This window comes from Burkholderia sp. SIMBA_062, assembly GCF_046534765.1.
GTDB lineage: Bacteria > Pseudomonadota > Gammaproteobacteria > Burkholderiales > Burkholderiaceae > Burkholderia > Burkholderia ambifaria.
Genome location: NZ_JAWRYD010000536.1, coordinates 1 through 243, shown reverse-complemented (window position 1 = coordinate 243; position 243 = coordinate 1). Strand labels below are relative to the sequence as shown.

General features: G+C 68.7%; 1 protein-coding gene. It reads right to left on the bottom strand.

Translation table 11 applies throughout. The features are described 5' to 3' along the window. Positions 1-243, bottom strand: a 243-nt coding sequence (locus SB786_RS37365) for a DJ-1/PfpI family protein (protein ID WP_410731730.1), incomplete at both ends; no start/stop codon positions are given.

The window sequence follows — 243 nt, the reverse complement described above, 5'->3', positions numbered from 1 at the left end:
CCGCGCGTTGGCGCACGAACGCGATCGTCTGCGCATCGAGCAGCAACTCGTTGATGCCGATCCCGCCCGGCACGCAGATCACGTCGAGCGGCGGGCAATCGTCGAACGTGCAGGTCGGCGCGAGTGCGAGGCCGCTGCTCGATGCGACGGTGTCGCGCGATTTCCAGACCAGATGGACGGCCGCATCGGGCAGTGACGCCAGCACGTCGTGCGGGCCGGTGAGATCGAGTTGCTGGACGCCCG